The 13,313-nt window shown below is 73.3% G+C and carries 11 protein-coding genes and 1 pseudogene; 8 read left to right on the forward strand and 4 right to left on the reverse strand.

Features of this window, described 5'->3' with window-relative positions:
* Positions 1 to 1,453: pseudogene (locus L0B03_RS06500) on the reverse strand (AAA family ATPase); the annotation flags it as partial.
* 168 nt (positions 1,454 to 1,621) lie between these two features.
* Between L0B03_RS06500 and L0B03_RS19555 the strand changes: the two are divergent.
* The 5 genes from L0B03_RS19555 to L0B03_RS06525 all read left to right on the forward strand — a co-directional run bounded on the left by L0B03_RS19555 (position 1,622) and on the right by L0B03_RS06525 (position 6,372).
* Positions 1,622 to 2,806 carry a SpoIIE family protein phosphatase gene (locus tag L0B03_RS19555; protein WP_250444971.1) on the forward strand — a complete coding sequence of 395 codons (1,185 nt, stop codon included), beginning with the start codon at positions 1,622 to 1,624 and terminating at the stop codon, positions 2,804 to 2,806.
* Positions 2,803 to 4,467 carry a sensor histidine kinase gene (locus L0B03_RS06510; protein ID WP_250444973.1) on the forward strand — a complete coding sequence of 555 codons (1,665 nt, stop codon included), beginning with the start codon at positions 2,803 to 2,805 and terminating at the stop codon, positions 4,465 to 4,467. Before L0B03_RS19555 ends, L0B03_RS06510 begins: the two co-directional genes overlap by 4 nt.
* Positions 4,464 to 4,904, forward strand: a complete 441-nt coding sequence (locus L0B03_RS06515) for a response regulator (protein ID WP_250444975.1) — start codon at positions 4,464 to 4,466, stop codon at positions 4,902 to 4,904. Before L0B03_RS06510 ends, L0B03_RS06515 begins: the two co-directional genes overlap by 4 nt.
* 79 nt (positions 4,905 to 4,983) lie before the next feature.
* On the forward strand, positions 4,984 to 5,919 hold the full coding sequence (locus tag L0B03_RS06520) for a proteasome assembly chaperone family protein (protein WP_250444977.1): 936 nt from the start codon (positions 4,984 to 4,986) through the stop codon (positions 5,917 to 5,919).
* A gap of 249 nt (positions 5,920 to 6,168) precedes the next feature.
* On the forward strand, positions 6,169 to 6,372 hold the full coding sequence (locus tag L0B03_RS06525; RefSeq protein WP_250444978.1) for a cold-shock protein: 204 nt from the start codon (positions 6,169 to 6,171) through the stop codon (positions 6,370 to 6,372).
* Between the two features lie 57 nt (positions 6,373 to 6,429).
* Here the strand turns inward: L0B03_RS06525 and L0B03_RS06530 are convergent, their stop codons facing one another.
* Positions 6,430 to 7,335, reverse strand: coding sequence for a fused MFS/spermidine synthase (locus L0B03_RS06530; protein ID WP_250444980.1), 906 nt, complete (start codon positions 7,333 to 7,335; stop codon positions 6,430 to 6,432).
* 89 nt (positions 7,336 to 7,424) lie between these two features.
* Between L0B03_RS06530 and L0B03_RS06535 the strand changes: the two genes are divergently transcribed.
* The 3 genes from L0B03_RS06535 to L0B03_RS06545 are packed head-to-tail and all read left to right on the forward strand — an operon-like array spanning position 7,425 to position 9,618.
* Positions 7,425 to 7,904: an SAV_6107 family HEPN domain-containing protein gene (locus L0B03_RS06535; RefSeq protein ID WP_250444981.1), complete on the forward strand. Its 480-nt coding sequence runs from the start codon at positions 7,425 to 7,427 to the stop codon at positions 7,902 to 7,904.
* Between the two features lie 10 nt (positions 7,905 to 7,914).
* On the forward strand, positions 7,915 to 9,180 hold the full coding sequence (locus L0B03_RS06540) for a DNA polymerase IV (protein ID WP_250444982.1): 1,266 nt from the start codon (positions 7,915 to 7,917) through the stop codon (positions 9,178 to 9,180).
* Positions 9,181 to 9,216: 36 nt separating this feature from the next.
* Positions 9,217 to 9,618, forward strand: coding sequence for a DUF3040 domain-containing protein (locus L0B03_RS06545; protein ID WP_250444983.1), 402 nt, complete (start codon positions 9,217 to 9,219; stop codon positions 9,616 to 9,618).
* A 193-nt stretch (positions 9,619 to 9,811) separates the two neighbouring features.
* Here L0B03_RS06545 and L0B03_RS06550 read toward each other — a convergent pair whose 3' ends face one another.
* Both L0B03_RS06550 and L0B03_RS06555 read right to left on the reverse strand, forming a co-directional pair.
* Entirely contained in the window at positions 9,812 to 12,022 is a 2,211-nt protein-coding gene (locus L0B03_RS06550; RefSeq protein WP_250444984.1) for a DUF3488 and transglutaminase-like domain-containing protein, read from the reverse strand.
* Positions 12,019 to 13,313: DUF58 domain-containing protein (locus L0B03_RS06555; protein WP_308200009.1), on the reverse strand; the 1,295-nt coding region annotated here is incomplete at its 5' end. The genes L0B03_RS06555 and L0B03_RS06550, both read right to left, overlap by 4 nt.

The following is a 13,313-nucleotide window of genomic DNA, read 5'->3' on the forward strand; positions in this document are numbered from 1 at the left end:
CGGTCCCCGAGGACTGGAGCACCTGCCGCGCGTAGTCGAGCTCCTCCTGGCGGCGACGGGCGACGGCATCCGCCCGGGCCCGCTCGGCCTGGTCGTCCTCGCCCAGCAGCTCGGCCGCCTCGTCCAGGAGAGGGACGTCGGCGACCGTCCAGCCGTGGTCGGCGGGGCGCAGCAGGAGCTCGCGCTCGCCCCGGGTCAGCTCGGGGGCGGCGGCCTCGAGCCGCGCCGGCTTGGCGAGGAGGTCGGAGATGAGGCCTTGAGGGGTCAGCGGCATCCAGGCCAGGTTGAGGGCGATCCGCACCTCGCGCGTGGTCCGCAGCTCCTCGAGGATCTCGGCACGGTCCTCGGGGGGCACCGGCGACCCCAGCTGCTCCACGTACTGCGCAGCGAGGCGGCCGAGCATCTCGCGGACGAAGACGACCCGGGCGAGGTTGTGCGGCTTGTTCGAGCGCCGGGCCTTGGCGATCGCCTCGCGCACGTCCCGCGGGCGGACGGTGACCTGTCGACCCTCGACGCGCACGGTCGTGGGTCCCGCGGGCACGCGCTGGCGCTGGCGCACCGCGCGCTCGACCACGCGGCCCATGCCGAGGCGGCCCTTGATCTCGGCGACCGCGTCGGGCTCGAGGGCACGCACCTCGACGCCGGGCACGAGGTCGGCGATCGTCGACGTCACGACCCCCGTCTCGCCCAGCGAGGGGAGCACCTGGTCGATGTAGCGCAGGAAGACGCGGCTGGGCCCCAGGAGCAGCACCCCGGAGCGCTCGAGGGTGCGACGGTGGGCGTACAGGAGGTAGGCGGCCCGGTGCAGCGCGACGGCGGTCTTGCCCGTGCCCGGCCCCCCCTGGACCACGAGGGCCCCGGCGAGGTCGGAGCGGATCACCGCGTCCTGCTCGGCCTGGATGGTCGCGACGATGTCACCCATCCGGCCGGTGCGACCGGCGGCGAGGGCGGCGAGCAGCGCACCCTCGCCCGAGAGGTTCGCCAGCGCGCCGTCCTCGGCCTCGGCGAGGGCGTCGAGGTCCAGGACCTCGTCCTCGAGCCCGGTCACCGTCCGGCCCCGGGTCACCAGGTGGCGGCGCCGCACGACGTCGTCGGGCCGTGCGGCCGTGGCACGGTAGAAGGCCTGGGCGGCGGGGGCGCGCCAGTCGGTGAGCAGCGAGGAGTGCTCGGCGTCGGTGAGCCCGATCCGCCCGATGTACCGGCCCGACCCGTCGGTCAGGTCGAGGCGCCCGAAGCACAGCCGCTGCTCGACGGCGTCGAGCTGGGCGAGACGGTCCTCGTAGAGGGTCGCGAAGGCGTCGCGCTCCGAGCGGTTCTGGGGCGAGCCCGAGGGCCCCACCCTGCGGGTCCGGGCGAGCCGGGCGGCGGCCTGGTCGCGCAGCGTGTCGAGCCGGGCATACCGGACGTCGACCGCCTCCTGCTCCTCGCGGAGCTGGTCCTGCCTGCCTGTCACGGGGCCCCCTGGGTCGACGCGTGGTGCGGGTGCGGCCGTCCATTATCTGCCCTCGGCGCGGTCCGTGGTGCCGACACGGCCGCGCGCGCCGCCGAGCCCCGCCCCGGGCCGGCCCTCTAGGATCATCCTTCGACGAGCCGGTCTCCCGGTCCCCGCGAAAGGTGCCCCGTGCCGTACAACGAGCTCAACCAGCGCCCGGCCCGGGTGCTCCTCGTCGAGGACGACGACGGCGACGCCCTGCTGGTCTCCGAGCTCTTCGCGGACTCAGGCATGCAGGTGGACCTGCAGCGCGCCCGCTCGGTCGAGGAGGCTGCGCGTCGGCTCGACGTCGAGTGCGTCCTGCTCGACCTCGGCCTGCCCGACGCCGCAGGGTTCTCGGCCCTGGACCGCGTGCTCGCCGCGCCCCGCCCCCCCGCGGTGGTCGTGCTCACCGGGCTCGCCGAGACGGGCCAGGGCCTGCAGGCCGTGGCCCGAGGTGCCCAGGACTACCTGGTCAAGGGCGAGGTCTCGCCCGAGCTGCTGGCCCGGGCGGTGCGCTACGCCATCCAGCGGCGACGTGCCGAGACCCAGGAGCGAGACCTCTACCGCGCCCAGCTGCGCGCCTCCGAGACCAGTCGGCTCGAGCGAGCGCTGCTGCCCACGCCGCTGGTCGGCGACGGTGAGCTCGAGGTGCTCGTGGGGTACCGCGCGGGTCGTGACGGGCTCCTCGGGGGCGACTTCTACGACGTCGTCGAGCGGGCCGACGGCTCGGTGGCGGCCGTGGTCGGGGACGTGGCCGGCCACGGACCTGACGAGGCCGCGCTGGGAGCGACCCTCCGGACGGCCTGGCGCACCTCGGTGCTCGCGGGGCTCCCCGCGGCCCAGGTCCTCGACGTGGTCGAGCAGATCCTGTCGGCCGAGCGCGGTCGACCCGAGATCTTCGCGACCTTGGTCATGGTCGTGGTCGACCCCGAGCGGAGCTCGATGGAGCTCTTCCTCTGCGGTCACCCCACGCCCTTCCTCCTCGACGACCCGACCACCTCGCTGCCCAGCGCGCACCGTGGGCGCGCCCTGGGGATCCCGGTGCTCGGGGGCTGGTCGTCGGTGCGGGTCGAGCTCGGTGACACGTGGCGGATCATCCTGTTCACCGACGGGGTGCTGGAGACCACGATCGACGGCGGGTCGGCCCGGCTCGGTGAGGAGGGGCTCCAGGAGATCATGGCCGACGAGGTCCGGGGTGGGCGCGGACGTCACACCGACGCGAGCCGACTCAGCCTCGTCGACCGCATCCTCGAGGCCGTGCGCGCGCGCCACGGCGGCGACCTGGTCGACGACACCGCGCTCGTGGTCCTCGGCTGGGGTCAGGACGCGTGACAGGCCCAGACCACGGGGTCAGCCTGCGACGACGGGTCGACCTGGCCCTCGTGGCCGCCGGGCTGGTCCTGCTCCTGACGTTGTCGGTCGGCGTGATGGCCCTGCTCAGCGTGCAGACGCGCCAGCGCGAGGTCACCGAGCTCTACTACGAGGCCATCACCCAGACCGACGTGACCTACGTCCAGCTGCTCGACGCCGAGACCGGCGTGCGGGGGTTCTTGCTCACCGGTGACCCGGTGGCCCTCGAGCCGCTCGAACGCATCCTGGACGCCCCCGAGCCCGAGGTCGACCTCGAGGCCCTCCTCGAGGACTACTTCGGAGCCGACTCGGACGTGGTCCGGACCCGGTCCGAGGCGGCCGAGGCCGCCGCCACCTGGTACCGCGGCTGGGCGGAGCCAGCGATCGAGCAGGTGCGGACGGACGGGATCGAGGCGGTCTCCGTGGCCGAGGTCGAGCGTGGTCGTCTCCTGTTCGACGAGGTGCGTGCGCCGCTCGACGCTCACACGGACCTGCTCGTCGAGGGTCGCGAGGAGGCCGCTGCAGGCCTGCGGTCGGCGACCCTGACCCTCGTGGGCACGGTCGTGGCGCTCGCGGTGCTGGTCGTGGGTGGTGGCGCCCTGCTCTGGTACTTCCTGCGCCGATGGGTCACCGACCCGCTCGAGGGGCTGGCGACCGATGCCCGGACGGTCGCCGCGGGGAGCACCGCCCACGAGGTCTCCGTCGTCGGCTCGGGGGAGGTGCGCCAGGTCGCGGCGGCGGTCGAGGACATGCGCCACCAGCTGGTCCAGGCCATCGAGGCGCAGGCTGAGTCGCGCCGTGCCCTCGAGGAGTCCCACGCGCAGCTCGAGGAGCAGACCGAGGACCTGAAGCGCTCCAACAGGGACCTCGAGCAGTTCGCCTACGTGGCCTCCCACGACCTCCAGGAGCCGTTGCGCAAGGTCGCCAGCTTCACCCAGCTGCTGGCGAAGCGATACGAGGGCCAGCTCGACGAGCGGGCCGACCAGTACATCGCCTTCGCGGTCGACGGCGCCAAGCGGATGCAGCGCCTGATCAACGACCTGCTCGACTTCTCCCGCGTCGGCCGGATCGGCGGGGAGCTCGCCGACGTCCCGATGGAGGACGTGCTCGACCAGGTGCTCTCCGACCTCGGGCCGCTGATCGAGGAGACGGGCGCACAGGTGACCTCGTCCGGCCTCCCGGTGGTGCGAGGTGAGGCGCCGCTGCTGACGCAGCTCCTCCAGAACCTGGTGGGGAACGCGATCAAGTTCCGGCACCCCGAGCGTGCCCCCGAGGTGGGCCTCGCGGCGCAGCGGGACGGCGACGCGTGGGAGCTCTCGTGCCACGACAACGGCATCGGTATCGACCCGCAGTACGCGGACCGGGTCTTCGTGATCTTCCAGCGGCTGCACGCCAAGGAGGTCTACGAAGGGACCGGCATCGGCCTGGCGCTGTCCAAGAAGATCGTCGAGTACCACGGGGGCGACATCTGGATCGACGACGACGTCGCCGAGGGGGCGACCATCCGCTGGCGGCTCCCCGCCCCGACCGAGGACGTCCCCGGGGCGCTCGGGGCTGCGCCGGACGCGCCGCTCGCCGATACTTCTCCGGACGAGCACGACGAGATGGTCGGCACGGCCGACCAGGAGGACGGGACCCGATGAACGAGGTGCAGAAGCCGATCGACGTGCTGCTGGTCGAGGACGACCCGGGTGACGTGCTCATGACCCGTGAGGCCTTCGAGGAGAACAAGGTCGTCAACCGCCTCGCCGTCGTGAGCGACGGGGCGAGCGCGATGCAGTACCTGCGCAAGGAGGGGGAGTACGCCGACGCCCCCACCCCGGACATGGTGCTCCTGGACCTGAACCTGCCGCGCATGGACGGGCGCGAGGTGCTGGCCGCGATGAAGTCCGACGACGAGCTGCGTCGTATCCCCGTCGTCGTGCTGACCACCTCGGAGGCCGAGGAGGACGTCCTGCGCAGCTACTCGCTGCACGCCAACGCCTACGTCACCAAGCCCGTGGACTTCGCGCGCTTCATCGAGGTGGTCCGCCAGATCGACGACTTCTTCCTCACCGTGGTGCGGCTGCCCTCGCACTGACCCTCGGGCCTGGCGGGGAATCAGCCCCTCGGTCGCAGCGTTGGCACGGGAGAACGGTCGAGCGAGCGGAGAGAGCGAGATGCGGGACCCCAGGGAGATCTACGAGGTCGACGAGCAGGTCGCGGCCGAGCTGGCACGCCACGTCGAGGTGGGCCAGGGGCCCGTCCTGGTCCACATGGTGCGCGGCTTCGTCGATGCCGGCGACGCCGGCCAGCTGGCGAGCGAGCACCTCACCGAGCACTTCGAGAGCGCACGTCTGGCCACCTTCGCGGTCGACGAGCTGCTCGACTACCGCGCACGCCGTCCGGCGATGACCTTCGACGCCTCGACCTGGAGCGACTACACCGAGCCGGAGCTCGTGGTCGACGTGGTGCGGGACGGCGAAGGGGTGCCCTTCCTGCTGCTGCACGGGGTCGAGCCCGACGTCCAGTGGGAGCGCTACGTCGCGGCGGTCCGGCAGCTCCTCGAGCGCTTCGACGTCCCGCTGACGGTCGGCGTGCACGGCGTACCCATGGGCGTACCTCACACGCGTCCGCTCGGGGTGACGGCGCACGGGACCCGTCCCGAGCTGGTCGCGGACCACGTCTCGTGGTTCGGGACGGTCAAGGTCCCTGCGAGCGTGAGCGCCCTGATGGAGTTCAGGCTGGGGCGCGCGGGGCACGACGCCATGGGCTTCGCGGTGCACGTGCCGCACTACCTGGCGCAGTCGGCCTTCCCCCAGGCGTCGTTGGTCGGCCTGCAGAACGTCGAGAGGGTCACCGGTCTCGAGCTCGGCTCGCAGGTGCTCGAGCCTGCGGCCCGCGAGGTGCTGGCCGAGGTCGAGAGCCAGGTGGCCGACTCCGACGAGGTCGCCGCCGTGGTGCGTGCCCTCGAGGAGCAGTACGACTCCTTCAGCCGGGCGATCGGCCGGACCAACCTCCTCGCCGAGACCGCCGACATCCCCACCGCCGACGAGCTCGGCGCCGAGTTCGAGAGGTTCCTGGCCCAGCGGGACGGGGACGACCGCAGCCGCTGACCACGCTTTGACCTGCGTCGGGACCGGCTCCGACTCTGGCGCCAGCCCCGCGCTGCGTGCCAGAATCGTCGCGTTGCAGTGGCGTACTTCCGCACGGCTCGCGGGTGGTTCGGGCGCGAGCAGTGACCTCGTCGACGGGGCCCAGGGGTCCTTGCCGGTGCAGGACGTGGACAAGGCATTGCGGCACGAGGACCGGGCGCCGGGCCCGGTCACCGACGTCCCCCGGTTGGACAGAAGGACAGGACACGTATGGCGCAGGGATCTGTGAAGTGGTTCAACGCTGAGAAGGGCTACGGCTTCATCGCCCAGGACGGCGGCGGAGCCGACGTCTTCGTCCACTACTCAGCCATCGAGACGCAGGGATACCGCAGCCTCGAGGAGGCTCAGCGGGTCGAGTTCGAGATCACCCAGGGACCCAAGGGCCCGCAGGCGGAGCAGGTCCGGCCGCTCTGAGCTGATGATCGCGCGGTGGACGAGGCCGTACCCCGTGGGGTGCGGCCTCGTCCTCCTTCAGGCCTCGTTCCCCGACCCCGCCCCGGAGGACCTCTGCGTTCCAGGAGGGTCGGTCATGGGGGCGGCAGACTTCACGAAGGCGTCGAGCTCGGGTCCGCGCAGCAGGCGGGTCGGGACCGGGAGCGAGCGCAGCGTGCGGGCCAGGCCGGCGTCCGCCAGGTCGAGGTCCCGCGGGCCGGGGCGCGTGCCGATCAGGACGAGGTTCCCGTAGCGGCGGCCGCGAAGCATCCCCGGCTCGCTGACGAGGGCGGCCGAGGGCAGGACCGAGCGGATGGTCGCCATCTCTGCCCGGGCGAGATCGAGGGGCGGTCGGTCGGCGCAGTTGGCCAGGTAGACGCCTCCCGGGCGCAGCACGCGGGCGACCTCCTCGACGAACTGGTGCGTGGCGAGGTCTGACGGGGTGCGATCGCCCGCGAAGACGTCTCGGACGACGAGGTCGGCACTGGAGTCCGGCAGCTCGGTGAGACGCGTGCGCGCGTCACCAGGCCGTAGCCGCAACCGGGGGGAGCGCGGCAGATCGAACCAGGTGCGCACCAGGGTCAGCAGCGCGGCGTCGACGTCCACGGCGATCTGCCGGGACCCCGGCCGCCGTGCCTCGAGCCATCGGGGCAGCGAGCACGCCCCGGCGCCCAGGTGGACCGCGTCCAGCGGGCCAGGGGGCAGCACGTCGACGACGGCCGCCATTTGCTGCATGTACTCGAACTCGAGCCACGTCGGGTCGTCGAGCTCGACGTGGGAGGACGGGACGCCGTTGACCAGCACGGTCACGGCTCCGGGTGTGCTGCGGTCCCGGACGAGCTCGACCCAGCCCGTGTCGATCGCGACGGGGCCCTCGGGCAGCTGGGCCGCCTCGGCAGCAGGGGCGCGGGGCCCGCGGCGGGATCGAGATCGGCGATCGGGCACCCCGACACGCTAGTGCCCCCTGCTGCGTCTCGTGCACTTGACGCGTCTCGAACAGGTGTTCGATACTAATACCCACGGAGGTGACCACGATGATCACGAGCACCAGCACGGCGCAGCGTCGGACGAGCTCCTCGCGCCAGGGGCCGCGAGGGGGGCTCCGGCCGGTGGCGCCGGTCCCGAGGACGGTCGTCGACCTCCTCGCACGGAGCGACGCCGAGCTGGGCGCGGCCGAGCTGACCACGGACCCGGCCGAACGCTTCGTGCACGGGCATCTCGCGGCGCTGCGAGCGGGCGCGGCCCTGCTCGAGGTCACGGGGCGCCCGGTTCGACGTCCCATGCCGCGTACCGTGTGGGACATGGTCTCCGCGGTCGCCCCAGAGCTGTCCGCCTGGGCGGGGTTCTTCGCCGCCGGCGCCCCGACCCGTGCCGCGGTCGAGTCCGGCCGTGATGCGGACGTGGACGAGGCGCGGGCTGACCGGACCGTCGCCGCGGCGGAGGACTTCCAGGACGCGGTCCGTGCTCTGGTCCTCCCACCGCTCGAGCACTCCCTCGATCTCGAGGCGTCATGAGCGGGCGGGGATGAGTCGCGGTCCGCTGCGTCGGGGGCCACGGCCGCAGTGGGGCTCGGACGAGTCGCACTGCGGCATCCTCCATGTCGACATGGACGCCTTCTTCGCCTCGGTCGAGCTCGTCCGACGACCTCATCTCCGCGGGCGTCCGGTGATCGTCGGAGGGGAGTCGCGGGGCGTCGTCCTCGCTGCCACCTACGAGGCGCGGGCCTTCGGCGTCCACTCGGCGATGCCGATGTCCCAGGCGCGCCGGATGTGCCCGCAGGCGATCGTCCTCCCGCCTGATCAGGCGGCCTACCGTGCCGCCTCGGTCGCCGTGATGGCGATCCTCGGCCAGGTGACCGCGCTCGTCGAGAAGGTCAGCGTGGACGAGGCGTTCCTGGACGTCTCGGGCGCCCGTCGACGGCTCGGTTCGCCCACGGTGATCGCCGAGCAGATCCGGGAAAGGGTCCGTCGTGAGCTGGACCTCCCGTGCTCGGTGGGGATCGCTTCGACGAAGTTCGTCGCCAAGCTCGCCTCCGGGATGGCCAAGCCTGACGGGGTGCTGTTGATCCCCCAGGCCGCGACGGTGCCCTTTCTTCACTCGTTGCCCGTGGGTTCTCTCTGGGGAGTGGGGGAGCGCACCGAGGCCGCCCTGGCTCGTTGGGGGATCGCCACGGTCGCTCAGCTCGCCGCCTCCGAGGTGACGACGGTCCAGCGCGCGGTCGGCAAGGTGGCCGGGGCGCACCTGCACGACCTCGCCTGGGGGCGGGACCCGCGACCCGTGACCCCCGTGCGTCAGGAGAAGAGCATCGGGGCCGAGAGCACCCTGCAGGAGGACACCGCCGACACGTCCGTGCTTGAGACGCACCTGGTGCGGCTCGCCGACCGGACGGCGACCCAGCTGCGGGAGCGGGGTCTGGTCGCGAGGACCGTGAGCCTCAAGGTGCGCTCGGCGGACTTCCGCACCCTGACCCGGTCGCGCACCCTGGGCGTCCCGACCGACACGGCGCGAGAGGTCGCCCACGCGGCCCGGGAGCTGCTCGCCGGCGTGGACCTCGCAGGCCAGGCCGTTCGCCTGGTCGGGGTGAGGGCCGAGGGGCTGACCGCGTCGACCATGCGCCCGCTCACCCTCGAGGAGTCGGTCGACGACGGGCACGCCCCGCAACGCCGCGCGGAGCAGGCCATGGACGAGGTACGTCGGCGCTTCGGGGCGGGCGCGGTCCGTGCCGCGAGTGTCGTGGACGCGACCTCGCGAACGTCAACTATCCTTGAGCCCCCTGGGGAACTATCCTGAGGGTGTCCCCGTCCCACCGGCAGCGCGGAGGTAGCGATGCCTCTGTCCGAGTACGAGCAGCGCGTACTGGAGCAGATGGAGCAGCAGCTCACGTCTGACGACCCCAAGCTCGCGAACACCTTCCAGGGGCGAGGCGGCACGAGCATCCGTCGTTGGCTCCTCTGCGGCACCGGGGCTCTCCTCGGTCTCGCGGTCCTCGTGGTGGGTGCAGCGACCAGCCAGGCTTGGCTCGGGGTCCTCGGATTCATCGGCATGTTCGTCTCCGTCGTCCTGGCTTTCTCCCCCCCGCGACGTCGCGGGCCTGCGGGAGTGGTCGGTGCGGACGGTTCCGTGCGAGGTCGCCCGAGTCCGCAGCGCGGGCCCAAGCGGTCCTCTCCTGGTCTTCTGGCCCGTATGGAAGAACGTTGGGACAAGAGGCGCGACGAGCGCGGCCAGTGATCTGACACGGTCTGTGATCGGACGCGGGCTGTGATCTGAGTCGGCCCCGGTGTGGGAGCTGCCCGAGCCCGCAGCATCCCTTCGTCTCAGACGGGTGCGTCCAGTGACGCGACTCATCGGGGCGATCGCGGTGCCAGGTCTCGGCGGCGGGTTCCGGGCTCTGGCGCCGGGCTCAGGCTGACGGAACGCCGGGTCAGCCCGGCGTCGACCCCTGCAGCCCTCGGTCCTCGGCCGTCGCCCAGCCTGCCAGCACGTCGTCGAGAGCGGCCTCGAGGTCGCTCGGCTCGACGTCCACCGGGTACGGGCCGTAGCGGTGGGCCTCGGTGGCCTCCAGGAGCAGGGTGAGCCCCTCCTGAGCGCGCCGCAGCGCGACGGACCCAGGGGCCATCTCCCAGGCGGACCGGACCGCCTCGGCAGCCTGCCGGGGCGTCGTCGCCTCCGACCACTCCACGCCGTAGGGCGCGAGACGGTCGCGCAGCGTCGCCCAGGCCCTCTCGGCGTCCAGGGGCGGCACCGGTCCGCGGTGCCGACGTCGACGCACCACGAGGAGGCTCGCGACGCCGGCGACCACGAGGACCGCGAGCCCGAGCACCAGCCAGAGCGGGACGCGGGTGGCCCCGACCGAGACCGCGCCACCAGCCGTAGGAGCCTCGGCCTCCTCGGGGGCATCCTCGGTCTCGGTCTCGACCTCGACCTCGGGGGCGTCCGGCTCCTCGGCCTCGTCGGGTTCCTCGGCCAGGAACGGATCGGCGTAGGCCGGTGGTGGACCCGTCTGCGTGGCCGGGGTCGGTTCGAAGCGGACCCACCCGGCGCCGGCGAAATGGAGCTCGGGCCAGGCGTGCGACTGGCGTCCGGTGATGACGTACTCGCCGGGGGTGCCGCTCGCGCGGCCCGGGAGGAATCCCACGGCCAGCCGCGCCGGGATGCCCAGGCTGCGTGCCATCACCGTCATGGCTGTCGCGTACTGGACGCAGTAGCCGGTCCGGTCGGTGAGGAAGTCCCACACCGCGTCGTCGGTCCGCGCCGCGGGCACCTGGGTGTCATAGCGGAAGTTCCCCGCGTCCCGGAAGTAGGACTGGAGCGCGAGCGCCTGGTCGTACGTCGTGCTGCTCTCGGCGGTGATCTCGACGGCGAGCGCGGTGATCTCGGCGGTGAAGGGGCTCTCGGGCACGGTCAGGTGTGGGCCGGACGGGTCCTCACCGACGGCGACGTCCCGGCGCAGGGTCTCGGCGCTCAGGTCGCGGGCGGTCGTACGGACCACGTACGTGCTGTCACGGGTGGTCGGGCCGTCGGTGATCACCTCGTCACGGGACGGGTCGTACGCCCAGGGGCCGGCGATCTGCACCTCCCGCGGCTCGAGCGGGATCGGCAGGCGGTCCTGGTCGAGGTCTCCGACCGTGATCCGGAGGCCCTCGGTGCCCTCCTCGTCGCTGATGCTGCTCGGTGGGCTCGTCGGCCACAGGACTCCGTCGAGGTCCGTGACCTCCTCAGGGGCTTCCCCCCTCTGCCACTCGGTGCCGTCGAAGGCGTCCATCGTGAACATCCGCAAGGGGGACGGGGTGGCGGAGTCGGTGGTGTAGGTGAGGATCGGCCGATCCGATCGCGGGGCCAGGCTCGATCGCATGTCGAGGTCGGTCGAGAGGCGGAGGGGGCCGTCGACGGCCGGCGGGCCCCAGGTCGAGGGCAGCCGGACCGCGCCGAACCAGGGGGCTCCCGCGGCGAGGGGGCCGATCACGAGGGCGAGGACCGTCACCCCCGCGGCGACCAGCGCGGCCGGGCCGACGGTGCGACGCGGTTCGCGAGCCCTGCTGGGTTGCGCGCTCCCGCTCAGGCTCAGCAGGACGAGGAAGGCGACACCCCCGACGAGCAGGACCCCGACGGGAGGGCCCTGCTCGAAGACGGCCGCCGGCGCCCAGAGGGCGAGCAGGGCGAGCCCCGCCAGGCCCGCCCGACCGAGGGCGAGGGCGAGGAGGTCGGCCAGGAGTGCGACCAGCACGGCCCCGCTCACGACGAGCAGCTCGACCCCCCGGTCTGCGACGAGCGGCATCACGCCGTCGGCGATGGTCTCGACGCCACTTTCGCCGAGGGCGGTCAGCCGGCGCAGGCTCGAGCCCGTGGGCAGGGCCGCCGTCGGCCCCGTCCCAGGGCCGGCGTACAGGACCCACAGGAGGGCGAGGGCCAGCAGCGCCGTCCATCCGGTCGGCGCCATCCGTGAGGTGCTTCGCGACCGGATGGCGGCCGCGACCGCGGTGAGGCCGACGACGAGCAGGGCCGAGACGACCAGCCAGGGACCCGGTGCGAGGAGCCCGTCGAGGGTGGTGACGCCGGTGAGCACCGCGAGGGACAGGACCGCGGCGCCGAGCCACGCCCGGGTCCCCATGGCAGCAGGGCGGGACCGGCTCATCGTCGGACCGCCAGACGGTCGTCCGAGCCGAGGAGCCGGGCCCATGCCCGGCCGAGGTCTTCCCCGGCCGTCACCGGGCAGGCCGTCCACCCGGCCCGACGCAGGCTGGTGAGGGTCTCGACCTCGTCCGGGCGAGGCTCGGCAGCGGTGCGCACCATCGCCCATCCGTGGCTCGCCTCGCCGACGCGGGCCAGGGAGGTGAGGCATGCGCGATCGGTCCCGCCGAGCACCGCGAAGACCAGCTCGGCCCCTCCGGCCTCGACCGTGAGCGTGTCGACCGCGGTGACCAGCCAGCCGCGGCGCTCGTCCTCGTCCTTCGGGCGGCGCAGGTCGACCGTCTGGTCCAGCAGCGCCTCGGCTGCCATGGCGCCCGTGTCTGCGCGGTGGTGGTCGTTCGCCGCGCCCAGGACGTCCCCCCCGAGGATCCTCGTGTGATGACCGCCCTCGAGCAGGGCGAGGGCCATCGAGGCCGCGGCGGAAATCGACCACTCGGCGGCCTCGTCCTCGGTCGCGAGATCGAGCAGCACGCTCGCGGGCCGGCGCCCGGAGCGCTCGTCCTGCCGGACGACGAGGGTTCCGCGCCGGGCGCTCGAGCGCCAGTGGACCCGACGCAGGTCGTCACCCGCCCGGTACTCGCGGAGCGAGGAGTCGTCGGCCGAGGCGGTCCTGGCCCCCAGCGCAGCGCGATCGACGTCCTGCGAGCTCGAGGCCTCGTGCAGGGCGAGCGGGGCGACCCGCGGTCGGACGCCGACGAGCATGGCCTCGCCCAGGGGGCCCCGCGAGTGCGTCGTGCCGAAGAGGTCGCGGCGGCGAACCTCGAGCGGTCCGACGGCCCACCGCCCGCGGCGCTCGGGGGAGATGGCGTACGTCAGGGTGAGGCGTCCCGGAGCGCGCTGCACCCGGGCGCGCAGACCGCCCGTGCCCGAGAGCTCGCGAGCGGCCCTCTCGGCGATCTCGAGCCGGTCGAGACGGTGGGACCCTCCGGTGCTGGTGAGCTCGACGTCGACAGAGGCCTGCGACCCGGCCGAGACCGGGTGCGGGACGACGCGTCGGGTCAGCCCGAGCCGGCCGCGCCGTTGTGCGCGGTGCTCGAGCAGCAGCTGGAGCGCGCCCGCCCCGACCGCGAGGAGCAGGAGCACGCCGATCTGGACCACCTCCCGCGCTCCGACGAGGACCCCGGCCACGAGGAATCCCAGGCCGGCGAGGGCGAGTGCCAGGCCCCGCCCGGTCGGTCGGACCCGCGGGACCATCAGCCGATCGCGCGGGCGTCGGGGGCGGCGACCCGCCCGAA

Source organism: Actinotalea sp. C106, from assembly GCF_023630195.1.
In the GTDB taxonomy this organism is placed as follows: domain Bacteria; phylum Actinomycetota; class Actinomycetes; order Actinomycetales; family Cellulomonadaceae; genus Actinotalea.

Coding starts and splice junctions, on each gene's coding strand:
- L0B03_RS06535 (WP_250444981.1), top strand. CDS start 7,425: ATGATCACGAGCACCAGCACGGCGCAGCGTCGGACGAGCTCCTCGCGC.
- L0B03_RS06515 (WP_250444975.1), top strand. CDS start 4,464: ATGAACGAGGTGCAGAAGCCGATCGACGTGCTGCTGGTCGAGGACGAC.
- L0B03_RS06525 (WP_250444978.1), top strand. CDS start 6,169: ATGGCGCAGGGATCTGTGAAGTGGTTCAACGCTGAGAAGGGCTACGGC.
- L0B03_RS06550 (WP_250444984.1), bottom strand. CDS start 12,022: ATGAGCCGGTCCCGCCCTGCTGCCATGGGGACCCGGGCGTGGCTCGGC.
- L0B03_RS06545 (WP_250444983.1), top strand. CDS start 9,217: ATGCCTCTGTCCGAGTACGAGCAGCGCGTACTGGAGCAGATGGAGCAG.
- L0B03_RS06540 (WP_250444982.1), top strand. CDS start 7,915: ATGAGTCGCGGTCCGCTGCGTCGGGGGCCACGGCCGCAGTGGGGCTCG.
- L0B03_RS06520 (WP_250444977.1), top strand. CDS start 4,984: ATGCGGGACCCCAGGGAGATCTACGAGGTCGACGAGCAGGTCGCGGCC.